General features: G+C 63.7%; 24 protein-coding genes. 8 read left to right on the top strand and 16 right to left on the bottom strand.

Features of this window, described 5'->3' with window-relative positions; all coding sequences use genetic code 11:
* Positions 1–118: 118 nt before the first annotated feature.
* The 3 genes from MF607_RS17715 to MF607_RS17705 form a co-directional block, all read right to left on the bottom strand.
* Positions 119–3,382, bottom strand: coding sequence for an error-prone DNA polymerase (locus tag MF607_RS17715; RefSeq protein WP_242121271.1), 3,264 nt, complete (start codon positions 3,380–3,382; stop codon positions 119–121).
* On the bottom strand, positions 3,379–4,914 hold the full coding sequence (locus MF607_RS17710; protein ID WP_242121269.1) for a DNA polymerase Y family protein: 1,536 nt from the start codon (positions 4,912–4,914) through the stop codon (positions 3,379–3,381). Before MF607_RS17710 ends, MF607_RS17715 begins: the two co-directional genes overlap by 4 nt.
* A gap of 163 nt (positions 4,915–5,077) precedes the next feature.
* Positions 5,078–5,758 carry an ImuA family protein gene (locus tag MF607_RS17705; protein ID WP_242121266.1) on the bottom strand — a complete coding sequence of 227 codons (681 nt, stop codon included), beginning with the start codon at positions 5,756–5,758 and terminating at the stop codon, positions 5,078–5,080.
* A gap of 249 nt (positions 5,759–6,007) precedes the next feature.
* Between MF607_RS17705 and MF607_RS17700 the strand changes: the two genes are divergently transcribed.
* Positions 6,008–6,451, top strand: a complete 444-nt coding sequence (locus tag MF607_RS17700; protein ID WP_242121264.1) for a hypothetical protein — start codon at positions 6,008–6,010, stop codon at positions 6,449–6,451.
* Here MF607_RS17700 and MF607_RS17695 read toward each other — a convergent pair.
* Entirely contained in the window at positions 6,448–6,624 is a 177-nt protein-coding gene (locus MF607_RS17695) for a hypothetical protein (RefSeq protein WP_242121261.1), read from the bottom strand. The two genes, MF607_RS17700 and MF607_RS17695, sit on opposite strands and share 4 nt — an antisense overlap.
* A 41-nt stretch (positions 6,625–6,665) precedes the next feature.
* Here MF607_RS17695 and MF607_RS17690 point away from each other — a divergent pair, with 41 nt between their 5' ends.
* Positions 6,666–6,935: an HU family DNA-binding protein gene (locus MF607_RS17690; RefSeq protein WP_242121259.1), complete on the top strand. Its 270-nt coding sequence runs from the start codon at positions 6,666–6,668 to the stop codon at positions 6,933–6,935.
* 143 nt (positions 6,936–7,078) lie between these two features.
* Here the strand turns inward: MF607_RS17690 and MF607_RS17685 are convergent, their stop codons facing one another.
* Positions 7,079–7,480 carry a hypothetical protein gene (locus MF607_RS17685; RefSeq protein WP_242121257.1) on the bottom strand — a complete coding sequence of 134 codons (402 nt, stop codon included), beginning with the start codon at positions 7,478–7,480 and terminating at the stop codon, positions 7,079–7,081.
* A 318-nt stretch (positions 7,481–7,798) separates the two neighbouring features.
* Entirely contained in the window at positions 7,799–8,782 is a 984-nt protein-coding gene (locus MF607_RS17680; protein WP_242121254.1) for an IS110 family RNA-guided transposase, read from the bottom strand.
* Between MF607_RS17680 and MF607_RS17675 the strand changes: the two genes are divergently transcribed.
* Entirely contained in the window at positions 8,690–9,526 is an 837-nt protein-coding gene (locus MF607_RS17675; RefSeq protein ID WP_242121252.1) for an SOS response-associated peptidase, read from the top strand. The genes MF607_RS17680 and MF607_RS17675 overlap by 93 nt on opposite strands.
* Positions 9,523–9,939, top strand: coding sequence for a hypothetical protein (locus MF607_RS17670; protein ID WP_242121251.1), 417 nt, complete (start codon positions 9,523–9,525; stop codon positions 9,937–9,939). Before MF607_RS17675 ends, MF607_RS17670 begins: the two co-directional genes overlap by 4 nt.
* Positions 9,940–10,045: 106 nt before the next feature.
* Here the strand turns inward: MF607_RS17670 and MF607_RS17665 are convergent, their stop codons facing one another.
* Complete coding sequence (locus tag MF607_RS17665) at positions 10,046–12,532, bottom strand: DEAD/DEAH box helicase family protein (protein WP_242121249.1); 2,487 nt, start codon at positions 12,530–12,532, stop codon at positions 10,046–10,048.
* Between the two features lie 240 nt (positions 12,533–12,772).
* On the opposite strand from MF607_RS17665, the gene MF607_RS17660 reads away from it, so the two are divergent.
* Together MF607_RS17660 and MF607_RS17655 are read left to right on the top strand one after the other, a co-directional pair.
* Positions 12,773–13,363, top strand: coding sequence for a recombinase family protein (locus MF607_RS17660; RefSeq protein WP_242121247.1), 591 nt, complete (start codon positions 12,773–12,775; stop codon positions 13,361–13,363).
* 147 nt (positions 13,364–13,510) lie between these two features.
* The gene (locus tag MF607_RS17655) at positions 13,511–14,290 is read left to right on the top strand and encodes a hypothetical protein (RefSeq protein WP_242121245.1); all 780 of its coding nucleotides are present in this window, start codon (positions 13,511–13,513) and stop codon (positions 14,288–14,290) included.
* Positions 14,291–14,342: 52 nt separating this feature from the next.
* Here the strand turns inward: MF607_RS17655 and MF607_RS17650 are convergent, their stop codons facing one another.
* Positions 14,343–15,143 carry a hypothetical protein gene (locus MF607_RS17650; RefSeq protein ID WP_242121244.1) on the bottom strand — a complete coding sequence of 267 codons (801 nt, stop codon included), beginning with the start codon at positions 15,141–15,143 and terminating at the stop codon, positions 14,343–14,345.
* 181 nt (positions 15,144–15,324) lie between these two features.
* On the opposite strand from MF607_RS17650, the gene MF607_RS17645 reads away from it, so the two are divergent.
* Complete coding sequence (locus tag MF607_RS17645; protein ID WP_242121242.1) at positions 15,325–15,948, top strand: nucleotide-binding protein; 624 nt, start codon at positions 15,325–15,327, stop codon at positions 15,946–15,948.
* A 94-nt stretch (positions 15,949–16,042) separates the two neighbouring features.
* Entirely contained in the window at positions 16,043–16,345 is a 303-nt protein-coding gene (locus MF607_RS17640; protein ID WP_242121240.1) for a ribbon-helix-helix domain-containing protein, read from the top strand.
* Positions 16,346–16,522: 177 nt separating this feature from the next.
* On the opposite strand, the gene MF607_RS17635 is transcribed toward MF607_RS17640, so the two are convergent.
* The 8 genes from MF607_RS17635 to MF607_RS17600 form a co-directional block, all read right to left on the bottom strand.
* Positions 16,523–16,996, bottom strand: a complete 474-nt coding sequence (locus tag MF607_RS17635) for a hypothetical protein (protein ID WP_242121239.1) — start codon at positions 16,994–16,996, stop codon at positions 16,523–16,525.
* A 91-nt stretch (positions 16,997–17,087) separates the two neighbouring features.
* Positions 17,088–17,381: a hypothetical protein gene (locus MF607_RS17630; RefSeq protein ID WP_242121237.1), complete on the bottom strand. Its 294-nt coding sequence runs from the start codon at positions 17,379–17,381 to the stop codon at positions 17,088–17,090.
* A 525-nt stretch (positions 17,382–17,906) separates the two neighbouring features.
* Positions 17,907–18,758 (bottom strand): CsgG/HfaB family protein, encoded by an 852-nt coding sequence (locus MF607_RS17625; RefSeq protein WP_242121235.1) that lies wholly within the window; start codon positions 18,756–18,758, stop codon positions 17,907–17,909.
* 11 nt (positions 18,759–18,769) lie between these two features.
* Positions 18,770–19,507 carry a hypothetical protein gene (locus MF607_RS17620; protein WP_242121233.1) on the bottom strand — a complete coding sequence of 246 codons (738 nt, stop codon included), beginning with the start codon at positions 19,505–19,507 and terminating at the stop codon, positions 18,770–18,772.
* Positions 19,494–19,757: a hypothetical protein gene (locus MF607_RS17615; RefSeq protein WP_242121231.1), complete on the bottom strand. Its 264-nt coding sequence runs from the start codon at positions 19,755–19,757 to the stop codon at positions 19,494–19,496. The genes MF607_RS17620 and MF607_RS17615 overlap by 14 nt, the downstream gene beginning before the upstream one ends.
* 13 nt (positions 19,758–19,770) lie before the next feature.
* The gene (locus tag MF607_RS17610) at positions 19,771–20,223 is read right to left on the bottom strand and encodes a hypothetical protein (protein ID WP_242121229.1); all 453 of its coding nucleotides are present in this window, start codon (positions 20,221–20,223) and stop codon (positions 19,771–19,773) included.
* Entirely contained in the window at positions 20,220–20,717 is a 498-nt protein-coding gene (locus MF607_RS17605) for a DUF2726 domain-containing protein (protein WP_242121226.1), read from the bottom strand. The genes MF607_RS17610 and MF607_RS17605 overlap by 4 nt, the downstream gene beginning before the upstream one ends.
* Before the next feature lie 3 nt (positions 20,718–20,720).
* Positions 20,721–21,458: a type IV secretion system DNA-binding domain-containing protein gene (locus MF607_RS17600; protein ID WP_242121224.1), complete on the bottom strand. Its 738-nt coding sequence runs from the start codon at positions 21,456–21,458 to the stop codon at positions 20,721–20,723.
* Positions 21,459–21,462: the final 4 nt, after the last annotated feature.

Here is a 21,462-nt window from a genome sequence, read left to right as displayed (position 1 = left end):
GCGAGGCGTACCTCAACGCAGTCTAACCTCGCCTCGGACGCCCGAGCGACGCCCGACCGAAGGATATGCACCGAGAGCGCGATGACGACGCGCTGATGCCGCGGCAGGGGGCGCATGGTCAGTGGAAGTCATGCGACTTGAAGCGCACGACGCTCTCTGGATCTCGGCCCTCGGCATGGGGTAGCCAGTAGCAGTCACGAGGCTCGGGGCTCCAGGCCTTGTGCCTCTGGTCGGGCGCACCGGGATGCTGGGCGGCGTCGCCTCGACCGGTCCTGTGCGGAAACGACATCTCTCCCACGCGGTGTAGCAGGTCGCCATGATCGACGATGCGATCACAGATGACGTGGATGACCTCGCCTTCCTTCTGCACCCGGCCCTTTAGGCCGACCATGGAGGCGGACATGACCGTCCGGCGTTGCGCCTCAAAACGGTCGGGCCAGATGATGCCGTTGGCGATCCCCGTCTCGTCCTCGAGAGTTATGAACAGCACACCCTTCGCCGATCCGGGCTTCTGGCGGACGAGGATGATGCCGGCGACCTCGACGTGGCGGCCGTCTCGGATGCCCGCGAGATCCGCGCAGCGCGCGACGCCGCGGCGGGTCAGCTCGTCGCGCACGAACGACAGCGGGTGGGCGCGGAGCGACAGCTGCAGGTTGCGATAGTCCTCGATCACCTCGCGGCCGTCGGTGAGTGCGCGAAGTGCCACCTCGGGCTCGATCCCCTCGGCGCTATGCGTCTCGGCCGCCCGATCCGCGGCTGCGAAGAGCGGCAGCGGCGCCTCGCCGAGCCCCCTAACCTTCCAGAGCCCCTGCCGGCGATCCGCGCCGAAGCTGTGGAAGACGTCGCCGTCCGCCAGCTTCTCGATAGAGGCGCGCTGCGCGCCAGAGCGGCGCCAAACGTCCTCCACGCTCTCGTAAGCCGTGGTTCTGCGCGCGGCGACGATCTTGGCGCCGTCTGCGTTCGACAGCCCGCGGATTTGCCGGAGGCCGAGCCGGACGGCGAGGTAACGCCCGCCGGTCGGTTCAAGCGTACAGTCCCAGCGGCTCGCGTTGACGCAGGGCGGTCGGACCTCGACGCCATGCTCGCGCGCGTCGCGAACGATCTGCGCTGGCGCGTAGAATCCCATCGGCTGCGCGTTCATGAGCGCGGCGCAGAACACGTCGGGATGATGATGTTTCATCCACGACGAGGCGTAAGAGATCTTGGCGAAACTGGCGGCGTGGCTCTCAGGGAAGCCGTAGGAGCCGAAGCCCTCGAGCTGGCGGAAGGTGCGCTCGGCAAACTCGCGTGGATAGCCACGCTGGACCATGCCCTCGATCAGCTTCTCGCTGAAGTGAGAGACGCCCCCTGTGAACTTGAAGGTCGCCATGGCGCGGCGCAGCTGGTCCGCCTCTGCCGGGGTGAAGCCAGCGCCGACGATCGCGACCTTCATCGCCTGCTCCTGGAATAGCGGGACGCCGAGCGTCTTCTCCAGCACCGCGCGCAGCTCGGGCCGCGGGTACTCGGGACGCTCCAGGCCCTCGCGCCGGCGAAGGTAGGGGTGGACCATGTCGCCCTGGATCGGACCCGGCCGCACGATCGCGACTTGGATGACCAAGTCGTAGAAGCGCCGCGGCTTCATGCGCGGCAGCATGCTCATCTGCGCGCGGCTCTCGATCTGGAAGGTGCCGAGCGTGTCGGCCTTCTGGATCATGGCATAAACGTCGGGGTCGTCATCCTGCAGGTCAGCCAGACCGACCCGGATGCCCTTGGCCTGCTCGAGCATGTTGAAAGCGCGGTTCATGCAACCGAGCATGCCCAAGGCGAGGACGTCCACCTTCATCATCCGCAATGCATCTATGTCGTCCTTGTCCCACTCAATGATGGAGCGGTCCTCCATGGCGGCGGGCTCGATCGGCACCAGATCGTCTAGGCGGTCATGCGTCAGCACGAAGCCGCCCGGGTGCTGCGACATATGGCGCGGCACGCCGATCAGCTTGCGGGCGAGGTCGAGGGTGAGGCGGAGGCGGCGGTCAGCGATGTCGAGGTTCAGCTCCTCCACCTGCTTCTCGCCGACACCCTCGGCCGACCAGCCCCACACCAGTCCCGCCAGCGAGGAGGTCAAATCCTCGGGCAGGCCGAGCGCCTTGCCGACGTCACGCACCGCGCCACGTGCGCGGTAGCGGGTCACGACTGCCGTCAGCGCCGCGCGATCACGCCCGTAGGTCTCGTAGATCCACTGGATGATCTCCTCGCGGCGCTCATGCTCGAAGTCGACGTCGATATCGGGGGGCTCGCGCCGCTCGCCCGACACGAAGCGCTCGAATAGCAGCTCGTGCTTGATCGGGTCGATCGAGGTGACGCCAAGCACGAAGCACACGCAGCTGTTGGCGGCCGAGCCGCGGCCCTGGCACAGGATCCCGCGCCGGCGTGCCTCACGCACGATCGCATAGACGGTGAGGAAGTACGGCGCGTAGCCAAGCTCGCCAATCAGCCGCATCTCATGCGCGATCTGTGTGGTGTAGGCCTCCGGCACGTCGCCATCGAACATCCGCTCGACTGCCTCGGTCGCCAGCTTCTGCAAGGTTTCCTGCGCCGTCAGCCCCTCGATCAGGCGCTCGTGTGGGTACTGATAGGCGAGCTCGCCAAGGTCGAAGGTGCAGAGCTTGGCGATGTCGACGCTCGCCTGTAGCGCGTCGGGGTAGGCGCGGAAGCGGCGGACCATCTCGTCTGGCGACTTGAGCGCGCGATCGGCGTTGACCTCACGGCGGTAGCCGAGCTCGTCGACGGTGCATTTCTCGCGTACCGCAGTGACCACGTCCTGCAGGAGGCGCGCCTCGGGCGCATGGTAGAGCACATCGCCGGTGACAACGGCGCGCACGCCAGCGCCGCCCGCCTGCCGCGCGAGCGCATCGATGCGGACCGCATCTCCCGGCCGGCGACGCTGGAACAGCGCCATGTATCCGCGGCGCCCGTAGATCGCCTTGAGGTCTTTCAGCGCCGCCAGGTTCTCCTCGTCCGCCTCGTTGGGCAGCAGGATGGCGATGACGCCCTCGGACCACGGTTGCAGGTCATGCCAGTGGAGGAGGCACCCGCCCTTCCCTGCCCGCTTCTTACCGACGGTGAGCAGGCGCGTGATCCGCGACCAGGCGGGTCGATCGGTCGGATAAAGCAGCAGGCGCCGGCCGCACGACAGATCCACGCGCGTTCCCGCGATCGAGCGGACGCCGGTGGTCTTCTGCGCCTCCCACGCGCGCACGACACCGCCGACCGTGCCAATGTCGCTGACGCCGATCGCGGGATAGCCGAGCAGCGCCGCGGCCGAGAATAGCTCCTCGGGCGACGATGCACCGCGGAGCAGCGAGAAGTGGGTGAGCACCTGCAGCTCGACATAGTGGGTCATCCGAAGACCCCGTGCATCCACCAGCTGAGATCGCCGGTGTCGTCTTCAAAGCCGTCGCCGCGGCGGAATACCCAATATCGGCCACCTTGATCGTCCTCGACGCGGTAATAGTCGCGAACGGCCCACACTTCCGCTTCCCGCCGCCACCACTCGCCGTGGACCCGCTCCGGCCCGTCGCCGGCAACCACCTTGTAGGTCCTGCCTCGCCACTCGAATCGGCGGGGCGGCTGATCGGGCATCAGCGCCATGACGCGCGACAGCGGCTCTGGGCGGGCAAATAGCCGAATGGGGCGTTGCCAAGACGGCCAATCCCCCGGCATTTGGTTTGGGTCGGAGTGGGCGACGGCTCGCTCCGGCACATGGCTTTCGACCGGTGCGAGCCGAAAGACCGACCGGACGCCGATACGGCCGGCAATGACATCGACCAGGCGCGACGGATCGCGCACTAGCGTTTCGCCGGCGAGGACCGCGCCGAGGTCGACGGCATCCAGCGGCTCGGTATGAGGCGCAACCAGACGGAATTGCTCAATCCCCATGCCGGGATCGATGCGCTCGATTCTGAGCTTCAGCAGGCGCAACAGGTGCGGAACCTCGCGCGTCGGCCGAGAGGTGCCAACCGTTACGACCTGTTCGCTGCCGTCGACGCGGAGACCGGTCAGTCGTAGCGACCGTGCTCCCAACCCCTTCGCCTGCAGTACCTGCGCGAGGTCACCCAAGAGGTCGGCCATAACCTGTTCGATCGCTTCGGCCGTGCCAATCGGCTCCAGCAGGCGACGTTCGGCGATTGGCACCTCTGGGTCATCTCGGGGCGTAATCGGCTCCGCGATAGCGCCGAGCGCTTGATCGAGACGTGTGATCGCCGGTAGCCCAAGGCGGCGCGCCAACGGGCCGCGTGCGACGGGCAGTAGATCCGCGATACGGTCAAAGCCGAACTTCCGCGCTGCGGCCAGAGCTGTCGGTGCCAGGCGAAGCGCTGCGATCGGGAGCGGTGCAAGCGCGTCGGCAGTCGCGCGCGCCTCGACGCGCACCAAGTCCTCCTTGCCGAACCGCGCCAAGGCATGTGCAGCCCCTGCCGTGTCCGCCACGGCAACGCGCGCGGTGAAACCAGCTCGCCGGCAGAACGCGAGAAGACGCCGGCAGAAGCGCTCCTCGCCGCCATGGAGGTGGGCACAGCCTGAGAGGTCGATCCACAGGCCATCCGGAGGTGACACGGCGGCAATTGGCGACCAGCGCCGCACCGCGAGTAGCGCCAGTCGGTCCAGCAGCGCCCCATCTACCTCCGGCTCCGCCGGGCGGAAGTCGAGATCCGAGACCAGCGCGCGGGCATGGGTCGCGGCCATTCCCGGATGAATGCCGAGCGCTTGCGCCCCGGTACAAGCCGCTACCACCTCCTCGTGCCGGCCCACCTTACCAATGAGCGCCAGCGGCGCGTGCCCGACCTGCCCTGCCGAGCTGGCAGTGAGGCTCCTGGTCGACGTTGCGCCGCGGAAGGGATGACTGGCCGCCTCCGATCGCCGCTCGAGCTCGCGCATCGGTGGCTGTGCGTGGGCCGGCAGGGCTGCAATCTGAGCCTCAACGTCGCCACGTGTCGGCGTTCCCTCACGCGCCCATCGAGCACCAGGTCGCCACCCTCCCCGCCGCGGCACCGAACAGGCACCCGGATCATCGTCCACCGGCAGCTGGAGAGCTGGTCGCTCAGGCAACCGCGTAGCGGGCCGTTCCAACCGTCTCAGCCGCTCGATGGCCAAGTTCGGCAGGAACAGCGAGACGACCCGTCTCATCGCTGCCCTCCACAATCAGGGAGAAGGACTCACCACCACGCTGCCGTGCCAATCCGACGGACCATCTCGCCCTTCCTACACCCGCGACGCTCAGCCGCGCCGAAGGCGCGGAGCCGATCCGCCAGCGTGTCCACGCGGCCGACGGCTCGGCAAGCGGATCCTGGTCGCGCGCGCGGGGACGACGGAGTAGCAGCACCGGCATGTCGGCTTCTGCGGCCACAAGCTGCAGGCGACGGGTGGCAACCATAGACACCCTGCTCACCTCCCCAACGATCGCGGACGGCGTTCCATCTCGCACGGCATCCTCAATCACGGCGAGAAGGGCTGCATCGTCTTGCGGGCGCGCGAAGATGACGTTGGCAGCCGTAAGACCGGCCTGCGACAACCCCGGTGCGTACAGGTCACTGCGGCAGCTCGCCCATAACACTGGGCCGCCTGCCGCCCGTGCCTCGCGCGCAGCGATGCCGGCCAGGAAGAGCGTTGCGGCTGCGTCGTCAACGAGCGATGCGCTCAGCGCGGCGGCCTCATGTAGCGCTCCGGCGCGCAGGCCGCCCGCTCCTAGCCGATCATCGATCTCGGCGATGCCGAACGGCATGACGCGAAAATCGGCTGCCGGAGTCGCGACTGCGCGAAGCTGAGCTATGGTGGTCGGCAGGGAATCGGCAACGGCGTACATAGGACTCTAGACTCTACTCGTTCCCTTTATGTTCCGTAAAAGCCCGTTGGTGGTCAAGCGCGATCGGGATCGGTTCACCGCTTAGCTGTAGAACGGGGCTGCAACGAACCGCAAACAAAGCGCGAAAAAGCGCTTCCGTTCGGGGCGCTCCTGACTCATAGAATCGTCATGCCGATCCGCCCGGAAAATCGATGGCTCTACCCGATCGACTGGCAACAGATCTCCGAGACTGTACGGTTCGAGCGTGCCGGTGCGCGGTGCGAGCAGTGCCGTCGGCCGCATTTGCGCCGCGTGGCCCATCTCGGCGATGGTCGATGGTGGGATGCTGACGCTAAGTGCTGGCGTTCCGATCGTGGCAAGCGCGTCTCGATCAAGGGTGGGTTCGCGCTGGCTGCGGTTCGGATGACCTACGTGGTGCTTGCCTGCGCGCATTTGGACCACGATCCGGGGAATAGCGCCCCGGCCAATCTAAAGGCTCTATGCCAGCGCTGCCACTTGATGCACGACGCGGCTGAGCACCGCTGGCAGCGGTGGTGGAATGTATTCCGTCTTCGCGCGCTGCGCGATTTGTACGAGGATCCGCGCATCACGCGCGAGCGGATCCGACGCTAGTAGTCCAGGTTACGTCGTTCCATCTGCTCTGCCGCGAGGTCGGCAACCGGCCCCTCCCCGCCGGAGAGCTCGAACACCTTGAGCACGCCCTGATCGTCTAGGTGCTCAACCATGAAGCGGACGGCTGTGGCGTCGAGGTCGGTAAGGACGGTCGTTGTATCATCGCTCGCCATGGCTAAGGTCTCGCCGTTTTGGTCAACGGAGTAGATCTAGCATGAACATTGGTGAACTGGCCAAGGGCGTCGCGGGTGCGACCGGCTCGAGCGAGGCGGACGCGAAGAAAGCGATTACTGCCGTGTTCGACCAGATCGCCGGGGCAGCCGCCAAGGGCGAGGACGTCTTAATTCCTGGGTTCGGCAAGTTCGCGGTCAAGGATCGTCCGGAGCGCGAAGGCCGCAATCCCGCAACTGGTGCAGCGATGACGATTGCCGCCTCGAAGAAGGTCTCGTTCACGGCTGCCAAGGGCCTGAAGGACAAGCTCTGAGGCGACGGCGCCGGTGGTTCGTCCACCGGCGCACACAATGCGAGGCGCCGATGTGCAATCGGTTGTGTGATTGCGGTTCCCGCCGCAAGCGGAAAGCTGCTTAACGGCGTGCGTCCGAAAACCGGTTCTAAGATAGGGTGAAGTTACATGCTGTGATCGTCACAGCCGGGAATGCGCACGACCGCGGATATTGGTTTCGGACACGCCGTCGTAGAACGATTGCAGATGCGGACATGAGCACCTCCCCAGTGCCCTGGCTCATCAACAAAATAGCTCAGTTCCGCTTTGTCATAGGCAAGGATGGCAGTTCGTTCATCGGCCCAGAAGAAGCTGGCATTGCTGCATTGGCCCAAAGCCAGCCAATTGTAATCAGCCCAAGCCTCATTCTGCCGCGCGATGTGCAAAACCGCACCTTCGCTCAGTACCCTTGCTTGGGCCTTGTATGTTCCCCCAGCCGAGGAAGGCAGATCAACGACTTGCCAGTCCGGCTCACCGCATCCGCTGATCGCCCCAAGCACGAGTAGAAGCGGCCATCTGAGTCTCATACCTCGAAGCTAGCATCGCCGGCGTCCGCTTTCCAACAATCCCCAGCCGTTTACAAAAGAAGCAGGCGACGTTTGCCGCGACCAGGCTGGGCGCCTGACCGGATCGTTTGAAGTTGGGCTACCGAGGTTCGAGCTTGTGTCCGAGGTCGGCGCGGAGCCGCCTCACCATGGGTCATTCGATGGCTGATCGAGGGCTGCTATCTACCTTGGACGGGCTCTGGTGGCACTCCGGTTACAGCGCAGTCGCCTCGACCTCGTTCTCTCGGGCTGCCCCCGCCTTGCGGCGGAGCTGGTGAAGGTGGCGCGGAGATCAGGCCATCATGCGATGGCTTCCTCACGCGTCCACCGGAACTCGGTGCCGTCGGCCCAGATGCGGTGCATGACGATCGCCAGCTTGCGCGCGACCGCGACGATGGCCCTGCGTAGCCCGCGCCGCTTCGCGACAGCCATGCCCCACGCCTTCAGCGTCGACCACCGCTTCGACCGCGTCAGCAGCGCCAGCGATGCCTGGTAGAGCGTCGTACGCATCAGCGCGTCGCCTGTCTTGGAGATCGAGCCGTTCCGATCCGTCTCGCCGCTGGCATACTTCCGCGGCGTCATGCCGAGGTGAGCGCCTACATCGCGCGAGTGCTGGAAGCGGCTCGGATCATCGATCACGGCGAGGAAGGTGACGGCCGTCACGGCACCGACGCCCGGCACGGTCATGAGGCGCCGGCAGGTGTCGTCGCGGGCGACGGCATCGAGCAGCATCTTGTGCAGCACGGCGCACTGCTCGCGTAGCGCCGATCGCGCGATGAGCATGGGCCTCACCATGGCTGCGAGCCTCGGTCGATCCTCGACCAGCTCCATGGCGCGCTGTTCGAACTGCCCCGAAGCGATTCGGCCCGACAGCTTCAGGCCAAAGGCGCGGAGCGTGCCGCGCACTTCGTTCTCAATGTCGCCGTACTTGACCAGGAGCGTCTTGCGGTTCGCCAGCAGCATCCGCAGCTCCTGGCCGACCGGGCTCTTGATGTGGACCGGCCGGTACCAGCCGACACGGATCACCTGGGCGATGGCGCGCGCGTCGTTCCGGTCCGTCTTCACAGGCATCGTCTTGGTCAGGGCGCGTAGCCGGCGCGGGTCGATGCAGATCATCGGGAGCCCACGCTCCGCCAGCTCGGAATACAGCCAGCGCGCCAAGCCGCCGATCTCCAACCCGACCTTCTCGGGATGAACGTCATGTTCGAGCAACCAGTCAGCTATGGCGTCGGGCTCAGACGGAGCAGTGCCCTCGAACTCTATCGTTCCGTCTTCATCGACCACACAGATCGCCACCTCGGCCAGCGAGACGTCAAGCCCAACATACTGCATCATGGCATCACTCCGCGTCTGCCGGCCCCATGCCGGCCCAGATCACGGTGCGCGTCGAAGAGTGTGAACCGCAATCACCCCATCTACAGGCTGACGGCGAAGCAGGCCGAGGTGGCCGCTACATTCGGCATTCGCTCGCCCTACGAGCCGGATGAGACGTTCCCCGTGGGGGATGTCTTCCCGACGGGCAAGAAGACGCCGTTCTACGGTGCGGTCATCGTGCAGGACGGTGCGGATCGGAAAATAGAGCGTATGGAGTGGGGAGTGCCCACGCAGGTCCCGAGCAAACGCGACCCATCGGCCAAGCTAACCAAGTACGTGACCAACGTGAGGAACTTGAGCTCGTCCTTCTGGAGATCGATGCTGACGACGCCGGCTCGGCGCTGCCTGGTGCCTCTGACCGCCTTCTCCGAGTACGGAAGTGCTCCGGGAGAGGACGGGAAGAAGCCGCTTCATTGGTTCGACCTCCCTAGCCGACCTATCTTCGCCTTTGCCGGCATCTGGCGGCCGACCGAGCGTGGAAACGCCTATGGCTTCCTGACAACGGAGCCGAACGCCATTGTGGCCCCGGTCCACCCGAAGGCAATGCCGGTGATCCTCCACGACGACGACTATGATCGCTGGCTCTCGGCGCCTTGGGACGATCTGAAGGATGTTGTCGCCCCCTATCCGTCCCAATTGATGCGCGTCGAATGATCGTGCTGAGCAGCGACGCGATCGAGGTCGTAAACCGCAACGCGCTGGTCACCGCTGCACTTAACCAGGGATACAACGCATTCCTTCCTGTCTACGACAACGGCATCGACCTCATTCTACACAATGAGGCGACGGGAGACACGAAGCTCGTGCAGCTCAAGGGCCGGTGGACAATCGACAAGAAGTATCTTGGACGAAATATCTGGATCGCGTTTCCGGACCGTGGCGACTGGTACGTTGTACCGCATGATCTGATGGTCGAGCAGGGAGTGAAGCACACGGAGACCCAGAGCTGGGTCCGGGGCACCTACAGCAAGTCACCGTTAAGCAAGATCGATCGCGCGAACTTGGCGGAGTTTCGGTTTGGAAACCCGCAGTCTGTGGTGAACGACGTTGCTGCGCTGCGTGCGTGACGTCGTTGACGTTCGCCGGTGAGGCGACCTCGCGGGTGCGCTGCCACCAGAACATTCACGCGGGTCTCAAGCTCTCGCCGGACGCCTGAGACCCGGTCGCATTGGTTTACCTCAAGGCGGTGGTGAACGTTTCAACGAACCTCTCACCAGTAAGCCCATGAGTGGCGAGCTGTTCGTGGAGCGCTGCTGGGTCGCTGATTACCTCCTCGCTTGTTGCTTTAACAAAGTCGAGAAAGCTCTGGCGGAGGAGTCTCAGACGATGCCCATCTATAACTCGACATCCAGGGATCGCGGTAGCGGTTGGTCCTACGTGCGATAAGGGATGGATCACGACTGGAATGACCGGTTCCGTGGCTCCATAACGCTGCTGAAACCATTCCATGGATTGACCGAGTTGTCCGAGGTCACCTTTAGCTATACCGCCCTCGGCCTCAGACTCGTTCTTGCACTCTATGACGAGGTACTCTCGCCCTGGGAGCCGCCAGAGGTTATCAGGACCTTCGTGATAGTCCTCCTCCGGGCGCTGTGATAATACGCCGATTGCCAGTCCAAGGTCCCGGATGGCCGCCTCAAACTTCCTGTACGAAACCCGCTTGAAAGCAAGGTCCTCGGTTAGGTCGGTTGCAAAGACTACACGGTCGGCGAGTTCCATACCCCGAAGTTTGAGAAAACGAGCAGATGATGCCGCCTGGGCCTCGCTTTGGGTCGAGATCCGCTCATAATTGATCCCCTCGATCGGCCGCACCACGCTGCGATTGAGGTTGTACGCAGCTTTGAGTGTTCTCTGTGCCTCGGCACGGTCGTGGAAGTCGGTAATATGCGCCAGTCTGTTGAGCAGCCATGCCCGAGTGTCGCCGTCCTGTGCAGACGAGACAACTGGCTGGAGGGTGCGAGCAGCTAGCCGGCTATCTCCATCCCTCGCTTGGTCAACTGCTGTTTTCAGGGCGACCTGTGTTCGGTCGAACCGCAACACATCGGACCCCTCAGCTTTCAACAGCGCGGTACGCGCGGACTTCCGCCATTCGTTGTTTCGATCGAGGCAACGGTCAATAACGGTTGCTACTGTGCTCACATCAATGGTGCCCGCCGCGGCCTTTTCGATCTGTTTCGCCAATCGGAGGGATAGCTCGAGCTGAACTGCGGTGGCAGAGGTCAGCATGGCCTTGCCCTCGGCCGACAGGAGGCGTTCGGTTAAGGCGGACCCAAACAGTACGACTGCGCAGTGATCCTCCACAGACCTGACACCACGCCCCATCCCCTGCTCGATGCGCTGAACCTGCCGGTGCAGCGTTACGCCGGAAGCGTTGAGAACTGTCATGTCTGCGCGTTCGACAAGGGAAGCGGCTTCTGGCAGACCGACAATCGCAAGCACCCGGCAGGCGCCTTCTGGCAAGTCTATGCCGTCATACCGATTGATAAGAATGGTAAGCCCCACGTGGGAGGAGCGCAGGCGCGCGACACCCTCAGCGACGTCATCGCCGATTAGGATTTGGTCTGCGACTTCTATCCATTCTTCGGAGGCCTGCTTAGATGGCACAATTACGACTACATTGTGCTGTTTGGAAAAGTCCTTAAGCATGCCCTTCACATCCGCGAGCGTAATCTCGGAGTTGAGCTGTTGAGGCATTAGGATCATGCGCTCGCCCATGGTCGCCGACGGCGTGGTAACGGCAGCTTTCAAGACGTCCGGGTCGGCACCAAAGTGGGTTGCCAAGATCGTGTCATCTGAGAGTGTCGCTGTCATATAGACGCGACGTCTCGCACGGCGAAAGGAGTTTACAAGATCGGTCCAAGGGTATGTAGCCGAAACCTCCATCTCTGTTCCACCGATGATAACTCTACACAACGCCAATGCCTCACCGATAAATGGCACGACATACTTGAAGGCGTCCTCGCTCTCGTGCTTAGTAAGCTGCTCCAGCAGATCGCTAGACGCTTCCCGCACTGCCCAGAACGGGACTTCGACGTAATCAGCGTGGTCGCCGGCCTTGATCCTATGGAAGCTTCTCGGACTCTGCTGCTTAATGGCGTCTTCAAACCGGGCGACTGCCCATTCGTAAACTGGATGGCCATTCGGGATTGTTAGACGGAACTGTCGCTCCAACGTCCTGAGGCAAGCATGGGCATCGTCGATTACAATTGCGCCTATGGCGATCTTCTCGCCCGCCTTAGCAACACCAAAGACCGACAAACCGTTGAACACCCGGTAGATGTTCGTAACTAGGATTTTCGAGCCCGATCTTACGTCTGGGTCCTTAGGCTCAGTCGTCACACCGATCCCTAGCCGACCAGCTTCATGCACGACTTGCTCGACGAGCATTCTATCGGCACAGACGAAGACTGCTGGAAAAACACCCTCGTTGAGGCAGCTCTGTAGTGCAAGCAGGCCGACAGTGGTTTTTCCAGCGCCGACGTTTAGCTTGATTACGGTGTCCTTCTCGGTGCGCCGGGCAAACCACCCATCCAGAACGTCTCTTTGGACGTCGCGTAAGAAGTCGAACGCCTTGTCCTTGTCGAGAGTTTGGAAAATCTCTCGCGGGTTGATTGGGGCCGCTTCGCTATCATCCAGCAACGCACCAAAATCGATCTCCATGCCTCAGGCTCCCCCTATTCCTCGTCTCACGTTCTAGGTTGCAGTTCGGACCGGCGCCATCGTGAGATGCAGCATTCTCACATGGAGAGCCGATGAGGCATCAATGTCTGAAAACACTTGTTTTCGGACACCCCCGCCCTGTTTCCTCGCCGGAAGCCTGCTTTCGGCGTGATATCTGTGTGACAAACCCTGTCCGATTGCCCTAGTGTGCAGGAACGGCAATCTTGGGGTTTTCGGTACATGTTGGTCGGTTATATGCGCGTCTCGTCGGCCGACGACCGTCAATCGGTGGATCTGCAACGAGATGCGTTGCTCGCCGCAGGAGTCGACGCTCGGCACCTTTATTCCGATAGGGCCTCCGGTGCCCGTGACGATCGACCGGGCCTCAAGGAGTGCTTGTCCTATCTCCAGCCCGGCGACGGCCTTGTTGTTTGGAAGCTCGATCGCCTCGGTCGCTCGCTTCCGCACCTCCTCTCGATCGTGGCGGCTCTGAAGGAGCGGTCGGTCTCATTCAGATCTTTGACCGAACAGATGGACACCACGACGCCCCACGGCGAGCTGCTGTTTTCCCTCTTCGGGGCGCTTGCGCAGTATGAACGTGCTTTGACGCGGGAAAGGGTCATTGCCGGCCTTGCGGCCGCTAAGCGCCGAGGTCGAAAGGGAGGTCGCCCGCCGGCTATCAACCCTGAAACGCTGGAAGCCATCACGCTCGCGCTGGCTGCAGGGGCGAGCAAGGCGTCTGTTTGCCGAACCCACAAGGTCGCTCGTTCCACCTTGATAGCGACCCTCGCCCGCGTAGGTTGGGCGGCGCCGGATGCTGGCGGAGCCTAGCCGGCGTGCATGACTGTTGCGAGGCCGGAGAGCGGTGAAGCAGCAATCGTGACATTCCGATGGGCGGCGCCACCCCATTATGCTGTAGGGGAGAGCATGCTTGGGCCGGTTCTCGCGGCCTGAAGGCAACGGCAGGAACGGGGGGGTATGATGGGGCTGCTAGGAACCGCGAGGGCGTACTGGGCTGGGTACAAGTTTAAGCGCTCGCCACTCGGCCAAGCGCTTGCGCTGCATACGCAGGAGTTCTTCTACCGTGGCCAAGCGCTAAGCCACTTCTCTCAAGAGAACAAGGATCGCCTCGTCCAGGACTTCTACTCCAAGGTGGTCGCGATCGGCGCTACGGAAAACCCGGCTATGGCCTGTCGTGAGCTGCTCGCCGAATATGTGTTGTCGTTCTGCGGTCTCGCGGTCCTCTGCTTAAAGGAAGAGGAAAAGGCGGCGCAGTTCTATGCCGAGAATCCCTATATCAGTGGCGCGATTTGGCGTCATGTGGAGCGGGCGGTCGAGAATAACGAGGAAATGGCGCAGACGAAGTGGGCGAACCCCGACTTCACTGCAGAGGACCTAGTTGCCTTTGCAAACACCCGCTCGGCGCTGATGCTCTATTACGCGAACGGGCTCAACATGGTTCGGATGGAGCTGGGCGACCGTGATCCGCAGAAGGACTGGTTCAGACCATTCGTGGAGGCCATGATGGTGGTCGAAGAGGACAGGCAGCGCGAAAAGCTCGGGCTCGAGCAGCTCTGTCCGGGTGTGGTGCGATCTTTGCCGTACAGCGTGTTCCTCAACCTAGTGGTCGACGGAGCGCGACAGCCCTTTTACGAATGGACCAAGCAATGGCCCGATCGCTACCTCTCTGGCGAGGGACCGCTTAATCCGGAGCCTCGCAACGACGATCTGGAGCGGGCAGCGCCGCAAGCGAACTGATGCCGAGCATTGATTGTACGGCAGCGTGGAAGCCTTCGGCGGTACTTCGGAGCTAAGCGCCGCCAACAACGCCGGCGAGCCGAGCCGCGAGAACGCCTGCAACGAACGCGATGCCCCAAGCAAAGTAGTTTAGGCGTGAGCCCAAGGAACGCCACTGCTCTCTGCGTTCCTTCAGAAGGCGGGAGACGGTTGTCAGCTGAGCGCGGTCGTCGGCGTAATCGTGCAGCTGGTCAATCATGTTCGTCACTGCTGCAGGTAGGTGGACACGCCGGATCAGCGGGAGGTCGGCTTCCAGTACCTGGGTAAGATCGCGGACCAACGGCGGGTCGGATGGGAAGTGATTACGATCAGTCTCGACGGGCGGCGTCTGCCACCGGAACCCGAACCTGCCATAGAACTCGGTCAGCTTGCTAAACTCGTGCTCCCATTCGGCTCCGCTCGCGGAGTTTGATCGAACTAGCGTTATCGGTTCGGCCTGGTGGCCCGGGTAAGCCCGCTGCGCCCACGCCGTGACGATGTTGAACACGAGATTTCCGATCCCCCTGCCCCGCAACGCGGCCGGGTGGATCAGCACATCACCCGGCGTCAGCTTCACCCGGTTGTTGCGGCTGAGCGCCCCCTGCCCCGTCATCACAGGCCTAATCGTCGGCTCTGTTTGCATCAGGTCGACGACCGTGATGTCGATGGTCGGACCGCGCGCGGTGAGCTTCTCTATCGTGCCAACCGCGATCAGGGTCGGCATTCCCGGCCCACCCTTTCTCGGCGAGACCACGAACACGCTCCAGTGGAATGGCTGGTCCCACGTGCCCAGCGACGGAAGGAGGTCGGAATCCTCCCTTGTAAGGATCATCATCGATCGTCTCCACGAACGCGGTCGCCCGCTCGCCTCACGTGATCCGGCCCGGAACGGCTGCCAGATTGCTGGCAAGCCATATCGGTGACAAGCCAGCATGCCGCAATGCCGTGGTGCCTCCTTGCCGTATTGCTGTCCTGCCGCCTTGCTGCCATGCTGCGCTGCTGCTATGCCAGCAATTATGAAGACGATCGCAATTGTGAGCCAAAAGGGCGGCGCCGGGAAAACCACTCTCGCGCTGCATATCGCGACGGCCGCGGAGGCGGCGGGCCTCCCGTCAGTTATTATCGACCTAGATCCTCAGGCGAGCGCCGCAGGCTGGGGTGACAGCCGTCAGGGAGAAGCGCCTGTTGTGGTCGCCCTCCCCTACTCCCGGCTGAGCCACGGGCTACAGGCGGCCACCGACGGAGGCGCCGAGCTCGTCGTCATTGACACGGCTCCGCATTCGGACAGTGTCGCGATCGCGGCCATCAAGGCAGCCGACCTGGTCTTGATCCCGTGTCGTGCCGGGATCCTCGACCTTCGCGCGATTGCCACCACGGCGGAACTCGTCTCCAACGCGAAGAAGCAGGCGTTCGTCATCCTCAACGCTGTCCCGCCCCGTGCGACACAGCTTCTTTCAGACGCGCAAGCGGCCGTCGCTCAGCACGGCATGGACGTTGCGCCGGCGGGCCTACAGCAGCGCGCGGCGTTTGGGCACGCGCTTACCGTCGGTCAAACCGCGCCAGAGTACGAACCAGGGGGCAAGGCAGCCGAGGAGGTCGACCAGCTCCTGCAGTGGTTACGCGCCGCATTGCCTCTTTAGCAGCAAGTCGGCTTGCCGCCTTCATGGCAAGCCTCATTGCCAGCAAGGCAACAAGCCTGTATTGCTGGCATCACAGCAGAATTAGGGTGACTACATGGCAAAGCGACCCAGTCTCGCCGAGAGCATGAAAGCCGCGGCGAAGGGACCAGCTCCAGAACCAGCGATCGAGGCGCCGGCGCAGGAAGCCCCTGCGAGCGCGCCGGCGGGGGCTCAAGCGGCCGAGCAGCCCGCAAGCGGTTACCGTGCAAAGACACGCGAGGGCATGAAGCGCCTGACCGTTGTCGTCGCGCCGGAAGAGCATCGTCGGATAAAGCGATTGTCCGCCGACACGGACCGCTCGATCGAGGACTTGATGCGAGAGGCGCTTGCCAGCTTGCTGGAAAAGCACAACGCCTAGTTGCCAGCAACACAGCAACCCAGCATTTGGTCAAAACCTTGTGATAAGAAGAGAGGCGAGGGGCGCGCCTCCGGAGCGATGCCCGTTGAAGCACACCCAGCGTCGTCGCGGCGGCCTGGACGGCTTGACCTAACGACGAGGTCGCTCGTGCCAGCTTGCTGGCAACGCAGCTTGCAGTCACCCCAGCAAGGCAACAGGGGCGAAAGCCACATCGGGCACTCGGAAGGGGGAGTTTCCGCTCCCTGCGGTCAAACGATCCGGCGCCAACAGGTCGGCAACGAGGCACGCCAGCACGCCAGCACGCCAGCACGCCAGCACGCCAGCACGCCAGCACGCCAGCACGCCAGCACGCCAGCACGCCAGCACGCCAGCACGCCAGCACGCCAGCACGCCAGCACGCCAGCACGCCAGCATCCTGGCTTGCTGGCCTGCTGGCAATAGGGCAAAAGCGGCGTTCGATGGCCTAACGGCCGCGGCGGTCGCTACCAAGACCAGGACTCGATCGTGATCGCCGACGCCGCAATCAAGCCTGTCGAAAACCGCCATAGCGGCTAGGCGGGTTCCGCCTGTCCAGTTCTCGAAGTGAGCCAGCGCGAACGCGGTTAGGCCGATGGTCACGGCCGCGAAGCTGGTGATGAGCGAGGTGTCCAAAACTAGCCCTCCCTGTCGTATGTCGTAGCTTAGCCGATCGGCTGCCAAGTTGCCAGCAATGTCGTGTTGCCAGCAAAGCGGCAAGAGTTGGTCAAAGGCCGAGGCCGACGGTAACCAGCAGCATGGCCGTCACCCCGCACGCAATTTTAGCGGCCGAGAACCAGACGGCTACGCGACCGAAGCGCAGGGCCTTCCACGTGCGATCGATCCTGCTCCGAAGCCCGAGCCCGCCATCGACACACAAGATTGAGCCGATCACGAACAGCAGGAGCGTCAGGGCCTTTGCGAACGTGATCGCGCTCATGTCGCTGATGACGAAGGTCACGACCAGGACGACCATCGCGAACCCGTAGGCGGTCGACGCGACGTCCAGTAGGCCGCGCATTCGCAGCGGGCCGTTCCAATCGAGTGGGGAGCGGAGAAGTACGATAGGTCGTTTGCAGCGATCGCATGGCTCGATCCAGGCCCCCTGGTGCCAGCTATGTACCGTCTCGGCGCAATAGGGGCAGTGTGGCCGGCGATGTGAGAACGGAGCATTCATGGCCAATCGTCCTGGTCTGGAGCCGGGTTAGCCTCGGCCGCCCTGAAGCACTCAGGATCGCAGTGGAGCATTGGGCGCCCCCGGCATTCCATCTGAAGGCCGTCCATCAGCACGGGGCGATGGGCCATACCCCGGCAGCGCTGGTTCGCCCGATTGAGGAAGCCGCACGGCACTGCGAGCGGCTCACCCCGCGGGGCAGCCGCCTCAGTTTCCGGTTCCTCATTGAGGGAGGCCAGCTCGTCGGCGTGACTGAACAGGTCGGGGTGCATGTTCATGACCGGCATCCTCGTCGAGAGGGGAGGGGAGAAGGTCCGGCGCGACCGCTTCTTGCACGCCGCCCGACCTCAACCCCTTAACCCCTCTCCCCTCCTATTGCTGACGCCCGCCTTGGGCTGGTGCCGCGCTGGCCAAGGGAGCCGGGGCTGCCACGGCGGCGGGCAGGGGAGGGGAGCTCGTCGCGGCGGAGTTTGCGGGCGCGATCCGCGCCTTGGCGTCGTTCGTGAGCTTCCGGAAGGCGTCCAGCATCGCAAGGGAGGTGATCTTTCCCATGTCGGTGCTGGTATAGGTCCCACCCAGCGCGCCAACGCCGGCGTTCGTGAGCAGGCCGCCTCCGATGATCGAAAGGTCCTTCTTGCGCGCTGAGCCGGTTGCTACGGCCGTCTGGATGCCGGTCTTCACCTCAACGAGGGTCAGCATCGTCTGACTGGCTTTGACCTTCTGCTTGAAGCCTAGGCCGCCCGGGAACATGCTGCCAAGGCCGCCACCACTGCCACCAGAGTTGTTGTCCGAGTATAGGACCTTGGCTTGCAGCAGATAGTCGGCCGCTCGCAAAGTGGCCTGGTTGTTTGCGCCAGCCACAGATCCGCCGGCCGCCAGCTGGCGCTCGCGCTGCAGAGCGTCGAAGCCCTCGCCGCGATCAACAACCTGAAAGCAATTGGACTGCGAAACGAGGAGCTTCAGCAAGGGGAGGGGATCGACACGCGCGCTACCGCCATTTTGTGCTTCCGCCATCCTAACGAGCGCCGCCAAGCCAGGAGGAACCCCCTCGGCAGCGCCGGCAGCGCTACGCTCCTCCACGAGCGCGATCGTCCCGAACGGGCGATCGCAGCGTGGAACCTCGGTCGTCTCATCAACGCCGATCCCGCCTTTTCCGAGCTTCTGAGCTGTCGCCGGTGAGATCGTCAGGGCGATCATGCCGATCGCTGCAAGTGTCACGCGCATGGTATTCTCCCTCAGTTGAGTGGCTTGGGGTCGGTGATGTTGATCCTGGTGTGAAGAGTGCCGGTTGGCGAGCGGTGAAGATCGATCCCGCTTCCTTTTTGTCGTGTGAAGACCATCGGACGGACGACGGTCTCGTAGGTCGTCGAGGGGCCGAAGAACCGCACGGGGCCGTGCCATTTGTCGCCCTCGATGACCCTCATTCGATAAGTTCCGGGCGGCACGGGAATGGTCACCGAATCCTGACGGCGCACGTACGCGGAGATGATGTGCTCATCGGTTTCGCGGTCGAAGAGCTGGACGACGGCGTTGGCCGTGTCAGTCACCACCGGCATCCGCGACGTCGCCGTTCTAGGATCGATGGCGCTGTTGACCGTCACGCTACCGGAGGACGGGAAGGCCAGAGCCGGGCCGCTGTCCGGGATCCACCCGCTGCGTTTCGCCTCTCGATAGGCCGGGATAAGGATTGTGATGGCAGAGAGCAGCAGTATCCACTTCTGAGCCGGGTGCGGGCGGACGATTGGGTGGGGTCTGTACCGTTGCTTCTGGTAGTCATGGCCGCGATCCTTGGCCTCGAACCAGGGGCCGCCTTTGCCGACCCAGCTTGCGCTTCCCAATGGAACTGCCTTCTCGTGGCCCTCGCGTAGCTCCTCCCGTCTAGCCTTTTTGTCGTTCCACTGTGTCTTGCCAGCCCCGAGCCCCTGTCGCTGCCGGTAGCGTTCGCGCATGTAGTCGCGGTCACTGAGCCCCATTCTTACCCCCTTCCGCTTGCTGCTGGTTTCGCATGCGCGCCCGGTGGTGAATCTTCGCGAGCCCCATTGCGAAGTCGGCCATCACGAACGAGAACTGGTCGGCGACGTCACGCTCGTCATCGCATTCCGGGGCGAGCGTGGCGGCTGCGAGGACCAGGTGCGCTGCTGCGACCGGCGATACGTCCATGACCGTGTAAGCCTGTGCCCGGAGCGCTGCAGCGATGCCTTCGGGCGATTCGTCGGCGGTCACGCTCTGGGATGTCTCAGCGGCCGGCATGAGGGGTCTCGCGTTGAACTAGCTCATCCACCGATACAGTGGTCCACTCCCTCTCATGAGGCAGGGCATCCTCACTATCGGACAGCTCCTCGCTCGCGCGCGCGATCCAGTGCGCGTCCGTTGGTGATGGGCGCTCGTCCCCCAAGGTGACGGCGCCGAGCAGGAGGAGCAGCGAGGTCGCGCCGCCCCACGCCAGTCTCCGAGCGAAGCGACGGCGTCGTTCATAGGGAGGCCGGTCCGCGATGCCTGCTAGTTCCTCGATCTCTCTCGCGCCATTGAGACAGGCCAAGGCGCCGTCCAGCAGGAAGCTCGCGTGGCTTTGCGTTTCCTCCACCGAGGCCTCCGATCGGTAGGGCCGCAGCCTGCTACGTTGGTCGAGCAGGTCGTGTCCGAGCGTCCTGAGCGCCGCTGCTTGGGTTTTGGCGGATTGCATGGTCATGCGGCCTCCGGGGAGAATGAGGCAGGGGAGGGGGGTCGGAGGCCCCCGACGATCGCTACAACCTCGTGAAAGGTCGGCCGAGCACCCGCCGGGATCCGAATCGTGCGGTAACCCGCATTTCCCGTCATGGCGTCCCGCGCGCGATCGCGGGCAAGGGCATGGCTCCAGTCATCGACCTCGATCAGCGCGAGAATAGCCCCGCTGGCGCGGTCCTGAGCCACGAAGTCGACGATCTTCTGCGAGAATGAATTGCGATCCGACAGCTTGCGCTTGCGCAGCTGGTTGTGCGGAACCGTCAGCAGCGCCCCCATCGCGACCTGCGCGTGTATCCGGCAATGAGGGAGGGCGCGCTCCAGCGCGTCCAGCATCGCCGCCTCGCGGCGCGTCAGGAACTGCTTCGCGACGGGTCTAGGCGGCCCCAGGGCGGCTCCCAGGGCCTTCAGGAGCAGAATAATGGACCCGAGGGCCACGAGGAGCGCGATTGACCTGTCCATCGCCTAGCAGCTCCCTTGCGGGGCGCCGATGGATACGAGGGGTGGCGGCTGAAGCACGCCTTCCTCGGCCGCCATGGAACATTTAACGATGTGAGACCGGGTGCCCGCATCGGCTTCGCGTCGGACGATGAGACTGATCGCAGCGCTTACGGAGCGACACGCCCCGCGGCGGACGTCACCACCGGCATTGATAAAGAGGATGGCTGCCGGGGAACTGGCGAGCCAACGGGCGATTGAAACCCGTGGGACGCGCGGATCGCGCGCCGTGAACCGCCCCGCTGCCTCGTTCAACAAGGCGGCGATAGTGAATGCCCGGGCGGTGTCGTCCTCATTGGATACGTCGAGCCGGAAATGGTCGGCGATGCTCTCGTACTCGAGGCCACGTATGTGTTCGGAAACTCGACTGAGGTGCCCATGATAGTCCCAACCGAAGTCGCACAGGATCTCGGTTAGAAGGCAGGTCGCCTGGTTGAACACGGCGGGCTCGATCCCCTGCGAAGGGATCATCGCCTCCGCAGCGTGAGCTTTATCCATCTCCGTCGGATGATCCGCGTAGAAGTCCCAATTTCCCCGTGTGGAATCGATCAGCAGGTCCTCGTTGATGTCGGCTAGGGCAGCCGTCATCCCGTCGCCCTCGTCGACAATGACCAGACGGTCGCCGCCCTCACGAGCGAGACCGATGAGGCGGTGCGTCGTTTCGAGGGGAATCGTGTCCAGCGTTCCGCAGATGATGTTCGTCATGCGC

The organism is Sphingomonas lacusdianchii (genome assembly GCF_022664395.1).
GTDB lineage: Bacteria > Pseudomonadota > Alphaproteobacteria > Sphingomonadales > Sphingomonadaceae > Sphingomonas > Sphingomonas lacusdianchii.
The sequence above is the reverse complement of the archived record's forward strand: the minus strand, read 5'-3'. Positions and strand labels throughout refer to the sequence as shown.

Bases quoted from the DNA above. Each gene is read 5' to 3' on its own strand.
- MF607_RS17710 (WP_242121269.1), bottom strand. From the start codon at position 4,914: ATGCGCGAGCTCGAGCGGCGATCGGAGGCGGCCAGTCATCCCTTCCGC.
- MF607_RS17700 (WP_242121264.1), top strand. From the start codon at position 6,008: ATGCCGATCCGCCCGGAAAATCGATGGCTCTACCCGATCGACTGGCAA.
- MF607_RS17675 (WP_242121252.1), top strand. From the start codon at position 8,690: ATGAACGTCATGTTCGAGCAACCAGTCAGCTATGGCGTCGGGCTCAGA.
- MF607_RS17610 (WP_242121229.1), bottom strand. From the start codon at position 20,223: ATGACCATGCAATCCGCCAAAACCCAAGCAGCGGCGCTCAGGACGCTC.
- MF607_RS17690 (WP_242121259.1), top strand. From the start codon at position 6,666: ATGAACATTGGTGAACTGGCCAAGGGCGTCGCGGGTGCGACCGGCTCG.
- MF607_RS17660 (WP_242121247.1), top strand. From the start codon at position 12,773: ATGTTGGTCGGTTATATGCGCGTCTCGTCGGCCGACGACCGTCAATCG.
- MF607_RS17670 (WP_242121251.1), top strand. From the start codon at position 9,523: ATGATCGTGCTGAGCAGCGACGCGATCGAGGTCGTAAACCGCAACGCG.
- MF607_RS17630 (WP_242121237.1), bottom strand. From the start codon at position 17,381: ATGCGCGGCCTACTGGACGTCGCGTCGACCGCCTACGGGTTCGCGATG.
- MF607_RS17715 (WP_242121271.1), bottom strand. From the start codon at position 3,382: ATGACCCACTATGTCGAGCTGCAGGTGCTCACCCACTTCTCGCTGCTC.
- MF607_RS17605 (WP_242121226.1), bottom strand. From the start codon at position 20,717: ATGGACAGGTCAATCGCGCTCCTCGTGGCCCTCGGGTCCATTATTCTG.
- MF607_RS17625 (WP_242121235.1), bottom strand. From the start codon at position 18,758: ATGCGCGTGACACTTGCAGCGATCGGCATGATCGCCCTGACGATCTCA.
- MF607_RS17650 (WP_242121244.1), bottom strand. From the start codon at position 15,143: ATGATGATCCTTACAAGGGAGGATTCCGACCTCCTTCCGTCGCTGGGC.
- MF607_RS17655 (WP_242121245.1), top strand. From the start codon at position 13,511: ATGATGGGGCTGCTAGGAACCGCGAGGGCGTACTGGGCTGGGTACAAG.
- MF607_RS17645 (WP_242121242.1), top strand. From the start codon at position 15,325: ATGAAGACGATCGCAATTGTGAGCCAAAAGGGCGGCGCCGGGAAAACC.
- MF607_RS17600 (WP_242121224.1), bottom strand. From the start codon at position 21,458: ATGACGAACATCATCTGCGGAACGCTGGACACGATTCCCCTCGAAACG.
- MF607_RS17695 (WP_242121261.1), bottom strand. From the start codon at position 6,624: ATGGCGAGCGATGATACAACGACCGTCCTTACCGACCTCGACGCCACA.
- MF607_RS17705 (WP_242121266.1), bottom strand. From the start codon at position 5,758: ATGCCGTTCGGCATCGCCGAGATCGATGATCGGCTAGGAGCGGGCGGC.
- MF607_RS17685 (WP_242121257.1), bottom strand. From the start codon at position 7,480: ATGAGACTCAGATGGCCGCTTCTACTCGTGCTTGGGGCGATCAGCGGA.
- MF607_RS17640 (WP_242121240.1), top strand. From the start codon at position 16,043: ATGGCAAAGCGACCCAGTCTCGCCGAGAGCATGAAAGCCGCGGCGAAG.
- MF607_RS17620 (WP_242121233.1), bottom strand. From the start codon at position 19,507: ATGGGGCTCAGTGACCGCGACTACATGCGCGAACGCTACCGGCAGCGA.
- MF607_RS17665 (WP_242121249.1), bottom strand. From the start codon at position 12,532: ATGGAGATCGATTTTGGTGCGTTGCTGGATGATAGCGAAGCGGCCCCA.